The organism is uncultured Meiothermus sp., from assembly GCF_937863175.1.
Lineage (GTDB): Bacteria > Deinococcota > Deinococci > Deinococcales > Thermaceae > Meiothermus.
In genome coordinates this window covers 1-5439 of the sequence record NZ_CALMCQ010000313.1, presented here as the reverse complement: position 1 = coordinate 5439, position 5439 = coordinate 1, and the positions used below count along the sequence as shown (strand labels likewise).

Sequence of the window (5439 nt, the reverse complement as noted above, 5' to 3'; positions counted from 1 at the left end):
CTTTGGCCCGGCTCAGCACCTTCTCCCACCTGGGGTCGTCGGCGGTTTTGAACTCGGGGAAAAGGCGCTCGACAGCGGTATCGGCGGCTTTTTGCACCGCCGTCTTGAGGTCGGAGCCCACCACCTCGCTGCCCCCGCCCAGGAGCACCAGGGCCTGCTCGAGCAGGCCCTCGATAATGCTGTCCAGCTCGCGGCGCAAAAGCTGCCCGCGCGACTCCATGGCCGCCCTGGCCTCCAGCCCGTCGCGGTCGGCGGGGGTGGGCCGGGTCGAGAGCACCTGCGTGGCGGCAATGTACTGGGCCATCAGGCGTTTCAGCTCGTCCGCGCGCTCTCTACGAATCCAGATGGTAACCACCGGGCTTTCCAGGCCCAGCTCCCGCGCCCCGTCGCGTGCCTCCTTCTCGCCGATCTGCCAGCCGTCGCGCACCCAGAGCGGCACCACCCCGGAGTCGGCGCCGGGCACGTCAAGGCCGAAAAACAGCTCGACCTTGCGGGGTTCGCGGTAGCCTCCGTGCACCACTTTGACCGGGCCAATCTTGCGGGAGATGGCCTTTTTCAGTTCGTCCTGGCGGGCAGAAGCGATCTGGGCCTCGTCGTTTTCCACCCCCCGCAGGCGGCTGCGGAAGTCGGCCTCCCACTCGCTGCTGGCCTTGCTCTGCAGGCGGTACTCGGCGCCCACCCGCATCACCACCCCGGCCTCCGCCATCTGCCGGAGCAGCTCGGGCACCTTCTGACGCAGGGCGCTGCCCTCGGCCCGCAGGTCGCGCACCAGCAGGTCACTGAGCACCTCTGCCGTGGCCCGCAGCCCGGTGTCTTCAATCCCCTGGCTGGGCAGCTTGCCGATCAAAAAGATCAGGCGGGCCAGCCGGGACAAAAGCTCGCCCTCGGGGGTGCGGCGCAGCTCCTCGATGCCATCTGCCACGTCCTGCGGGAGTACCCCGGTCTTGAGCATGTCCTCGCGCAGCTGGGTGTAGAGGAAGTCGCCCCCGACCACGGTGCCGACCGGCTGGAGGGCCACTTCGCGGGCGGCCTCGAGCACGATGCGCAGCTGGGTACGCAGCTGACCGGCGGTGCCGGCCCGGTCAATGGCCCGCAGCATCCGCTCCCAGAAGCGCCGCCGCGCCGGAAGCAGCGGGTAGTCCGCCGCCAGCACGGCCTTATCCGCCCCGTTGGGGGCGATGGTGGTTCCTCCCAGCTGGCGGTCAATCTCGCCGCTGGTCTGGCTGAGCACCGCCTCGAGGTCAGGGAGGCGGTCGGGGCGCTTGCGCAGGGCCACCTGACGGATCACCGTCTCGACGTCGCTGGAGGAGAGCTCCACCCGCACCGTGAAGCGGTCCTTCAGCTTGGAGAGCTGGGCGGTGGCCTGCAGGGCCGACTGCCCGGTAGCCACCAGCAGCAGCCCGCCACCGAACCGGCTCGAGCAGGCCTCCACTACCTCCTGCACCCGGAGCATCTTCTCGGTGTTGTCGGAGACGTACTGTTCCAGCTCGTCCAGAACCAGCAGGGTCAGGGGGCGGCGGCCTGGCAGGCTCGACTTTAGCTCCAGCACCTGATCCAGCGTGGCCAGAAACTCCTCTTCACCGATCTCGTCGGCTTTGGCGAACTGGGCCCGCAGCAGCTGCAGGGCCGCCTCGGGCGTGGCCGCGAAGCCTGGGCTGGCCCGGATCAGCCCCTCGGCCAGCGCCGGCGAGACGTAAAGGTGCGAAAGCTCGCGCTCCAGGGTTTTGCCCTGTTCCTGCAGGTAGCTCTGTAGGGGGTGGTAGATCTCCTCGTGTTTCAGCCACAAGACAAAGCGGGCCTGGGGGTAACCGGTCGGCAGCCCCGCGGCCTGAAATACGATGCGGAGCAGGGCTAAGCGGATACTGTCTCCGGCTCCCCCGCCCAGCCTGCCCGCCGCCGACCACAGCCCCCCGGCCTGGCGGCCCCGCACCGAGAGCTCTTTGAACTGCTCGACTACTTCCTCGCCCAGGCTTACCAGGCCCCGGGCGGTAGAGCCATCGGGCAGGGCCTGGTCGCGCCAGAGGAACTGTAGCACCCTTACTAAGTGCGACTTGCCCGAGCCGTAGAACCCGCTGACCCAGACCGCCGGCTGGGTGGGCCGGCTGAGGTTGGACAGGAGGCTTTGCAGTATGCGCGAGAGTCCCCTGGCATACTCGCCCTCACACACAAAGCTCTGGAGCTCGAACTTCAGCACATCCCAGTCGGCCGGACTGACGGGCTCGCCCACCTTGGCCACCCCGTCGTTGGGGAGGGTGAAGTCCAGGGGGTCGCGGTGAAAGAGTTCGCGGTTAAGCATAGGGACCACCTCGGCAACAGCCTTCAGCACTTGATGGGAACGGCCAGATAATCCCAGCCATCGCGGGCATCCAGCAGCCGGTAGTGGTGCTGCTCGTGGGTGCCGGGAAAGAAGACCAGCAGACGGGCCTGCTGGGGTATCTCTGGCGCCAGCCGTTCAACCAGCCAGGAGACCTTGAGAAAGCCAAACAGCGACCCGACCCCCGCCAGCACAATTATGCCGGGCCCGGACGCGGCCGGCAGCGAGGCTTTGAGCCGGGCCAGCAGCCATTCGCCGAACTCCTCCAGGGCGGGCTCGAGGGTATCGGGCTGGGCGAAATAGGCCTGGCGGTACTCCAGGCCGGCCATCCACTCCGCAAAGGCCGTGCTGGTGTCCAGCAGCCACCAGTTGTAGCCCGCCTGGCGGGTGGCGGTCTCGAACTCCGGCAGCCAGGCCAAAAGCCGTCGCTCCTGGGCTGGGGGGTAGACCAGAAACCAGACCCGCTCTGCGCTGGCGGCCCGGGGGTCCCAGGGTATGGCCAGGTGGTCGCGGTAACGCTCAAGCAGGCACTCAATCACCGGCATAGGAGGCACCCAGGACGCGCTCAAAGTAAGGGAAATTAAACTCCGCCACCTCGCCCAAGCGCTTGTAATCTAACCAGCCCCGCTGCGAGGCCGCGAAGGCCAGGGCGTCAAGCTGGTGTGGGCTCAGATCCAGAATCTTCATCTCGTCGCTGGTAAAAAGTCGCAGTCCCCGGCGGCCCTCGGTATGACCCAGATACATAGCCAGGGCCACGGCTTCGGGGGTTGGCCTGACCAGCGTTCGAACCTTGTGCCTTCTCCCCAGCAAGTGGCCCGACTGTGTCCAGGTCGAGGCGGCGTTCTGCCCTGCGCTGCGGTAGGTATTGGGAGACATCTGGGGAGACCGGGCCATAATGGCCGCCGACAGTAACTCCGGGCTCACCACCGCGCCCGGGGCAGCCTCCACCATGGCCGGGATGGTGGCCCGCAGAACCCGATCCCGCGCCAGGGCCACCAGCAAAGCCAGTAGCGGCCTGCCCACTGGATCGGCGGCCCACAGCGCCCGCAGGGCCCGAAACAGGGGATCCTCGGGTCTCAAGACGTACAGGGCTCGCAGGTAGCCCAGAGTTTTCTTGCGGCTCGAGAGGGTTTTCTTGAGGAGCACATTCTCCTGAAGCACCGCCGCCTGGTAGGCCGCGCCCGGCGCACCTGGCGGTACAGCCTCCAGCAGCATGCTAAGCTCCCGGTACATCATGGTTCGGCTGGTGTGGGCGCTTATCTTTTCGGGTGGTTTAGCTGGCATCAGCAAGATAGCCTCCGTGTGAGCTGAATAAAGGCGGGCGCATTCAAACCCCAACTCCGCAGGCAGGGCTGGCGGCAACAGAAGGTTGCTCCCCGGCCTGCCTGTTCTTTTGAGCAATCTACCCCAAAGCTCCCGAACTTCATAGAAAGCCAGCCCGTAGGGTCGGTGTTCATAATAGCTGGATAGCTGGATAGCTGGTGTCAGCGATATGGGCTTTTATGAAGTATCAGGCCAGAGGTGTGGGTCCCACCTCGCAGTCGAGATCATTACGCCATAAAACCAGGCGGGGATGGCCTTTGACTTGTTCAGCCGGCCGAACCAGGTCCCTACCTCGGGCCGGAGGATACAAAGTGCCGCGCTTCATGCTCCGGGATCCCTGAGGACGGATGGGAAACTCTTAAAGAGGACACCCGATCGTCATCGTCGAAGGCGGAGGTTGGGCCTACCCGCTGCGCACGCTGCTGGGGTTGTGTAGTGCAGGAACCTTGTGCAAACACCTGTGCACGTGGGGGACGATCCGCTGGTGGGACGGGCTATGCCCCACAGCAAGGGCGTAACCCGGTACGGACTAGAAATGCACGGAAAGCTGGGTCTTTGGGGTATAGCCCTAAAAACTGGCCAGCCCTGGTCAACTTACGCTCACCCAGCAGACTTCCGGCCTCTAAATTGGTATGCGGGTGTGGAGACGGGTGGCTTCGGCGAGGATCGGCTCTGGTATGCCCACCCCGGCTCGGCTTGAGCAAAGTCCTCGTGCACGGGACTGGCCGGTCTGGTCGAGCAAAGACCTCCATGTCTAGAACCGTCACGGTCAAATCCTCTGCGCCCGTACAATTATGGTCATGGAAGCGAAAGACCTGATCGGCGGTATGGCCCTGCCCCAGGGCGTAATGTTCGTGAGCAAGCACCGGGTCTCGGTGGCCTATCACGATGCCCAGGGCCTGCAACACTACACCCGCGAGATCCACCCCGGCTGGCTGCGGGTTGGGCCGCTGGGCTCAATGGGCCTCCTGTTGCTGGAAGGCGGGCGGGCGATAGGACATATTTACCGGGATAGTTCGGATTTCAAGGGCATGGTGGTGGCCTCCCTGATTGGCGCTCCGTTAGGTCTGCTGGCGCGGGCAATCATCACCGCACCGGAGTGGCAGCGGCTGCTGTTCGCACTGGTCTTCCTGGGCGGGATGTTCTGGGCCTTTTACCGCTTCCACCTGCCCTTCCGGCAGGGCGTCCTGAACCTGGGTCGCTACCACGGGGCCGAGCATATGGTGGCGCATACCGTGGAGAAAGGTCTGCCCCTCACCCTGGAGCAGGTCAGGCAGCAGCCCCGGCTGCACCGCTCCTGCGGCACCAACCTGGCTGTCCTGACCCTGCCGCTGATCCCCATCTCGGTGTTGCTGCCTTTCTGGGCCTACCTGCTGTTGCTATTACCGCTGCTGCCGCTGTTTAGCTGGACGGCCAGAAACGCCGACCAGAATCCCCTGGCCAGCCGCCTGCTGCAATTCGGCTACTGGGGCCAGCGCTATACCGTGGCCCAGCCGGAAGAGCGGCACCTCGAGGCCGCCCTGAGAGCCATGGAGGGGCTGCAAGACCAACCAGAACGCATCGGCCTTATGGCCTGACTGGAGGGGCGAAGCTTTAGAGCCGGGACTGGCTGGCTGTTGCCCACTTCTGCTGCGTCAGGCAGTCTCCGGTTGTTCTTGGGGAGTCGGGTGGAAGGTACCATGGCACGGTCAGTTTGAGCTGGGTAGCAACCCACGATTTTTCCCAGGCGGCCTCGAGTTGTCCAAATGCGATAGCAATCGGCTTCCTGTGAAACTGTGTGGTCTGGGGTGAGCGCACTTTTT

Annotated in this window: 5 protein-coding genes; 1 reads left to right on the top strand and 4 read right to left on the bottom strand. The window is 65.1% G+C overall.

Annotated features, from left to right (window positions below):
- From brxC to Q0288_RS11880, 3 genes are all read right to left on the bottom strand, one after another.
- A partial coding sequence (gene brxC, locus Q0288_RS11890) for a BREX system P-loop protein BrxC (protein ID WP_299430678.1) occupies positions 1-2296 on the bottom strand: 2296 nt, incomplete at its 3' end.
- A gap of 23 nt (positions 2297-2319) precedes the next feature.
- Complete coding sequence (locus Q0288_RS11885) at positions 2320-2859, bottom strand: BREX protein BrxB domain-containing protein (RefSeq protein WP_299430677.1); 540 nt, start codon at positions 2857-2859, stop codon at positions 2320-2322.
- On the bottom strand, positions 2846-3598 hold the full coding sequence (locus Q0288_RS11880) for a hypothetical protein (protein WP_299430675.1): 753 nt from the start codon (positions 3596-3598) through the stop codon (positions 2846-2848). The genes Q0288_RS11885 and Q0288_RS11880 overlap by 14 nt, the downstream gene beginning before the upstream one ends.
- A gap of 839 nt (positions 3599-4437) precedes the next feature.
- Between Q0288_RS11880 and Q0288_RS11875 the strand changes: the two genes are divergently transcribed.
- Complete coding sequence (locus Q0288_RS11875; protein ID WP_299430673.1) at positions 4438-5214, top strand: DUF1385 domain-containing protein; 777 nt, start codon at positions 4438-4440, stop codon at positions 5212-5214.
- 16 nt (positions 5215-5230) lie between these two features.
- On the opposite strand, the gene Q0288_RS11870 is transcribed toward Q0288_RS11875, so the two are convergent.
- Positions 5231-5439, bottom strand: a 209-nt coding sequence (locus tag Q0288_RS11870) for a hypothetical protein (RefSeq protein WP_299430671.1), incomplete at its 5' end; no start/stop codon positions are given.

Coding starts and splice junctions, on each gene's coding strand:
- Q0288_RS11880 (WP_299430675.1), bottom strand. CDS start 3,598: ATGCCAGCTAAACCACCCGAAAAGATAAGCGCCCACACCAGCCGAACC.
- Q0288_RS11885 (WP_299430677.1), bottom strand. CDS start 2,859: ATGCCGGTGATTGAGTGCCTGCTTGAGCGTTACCGCGACCACCTGGCC.
- Q0288_RS11875 (WP_299430673.1), top strand. CDS start 4,438: ATGGAAGCGAAAGACCTGATCGGCGGTATGGCCCTGCCCCAGGGCGTA.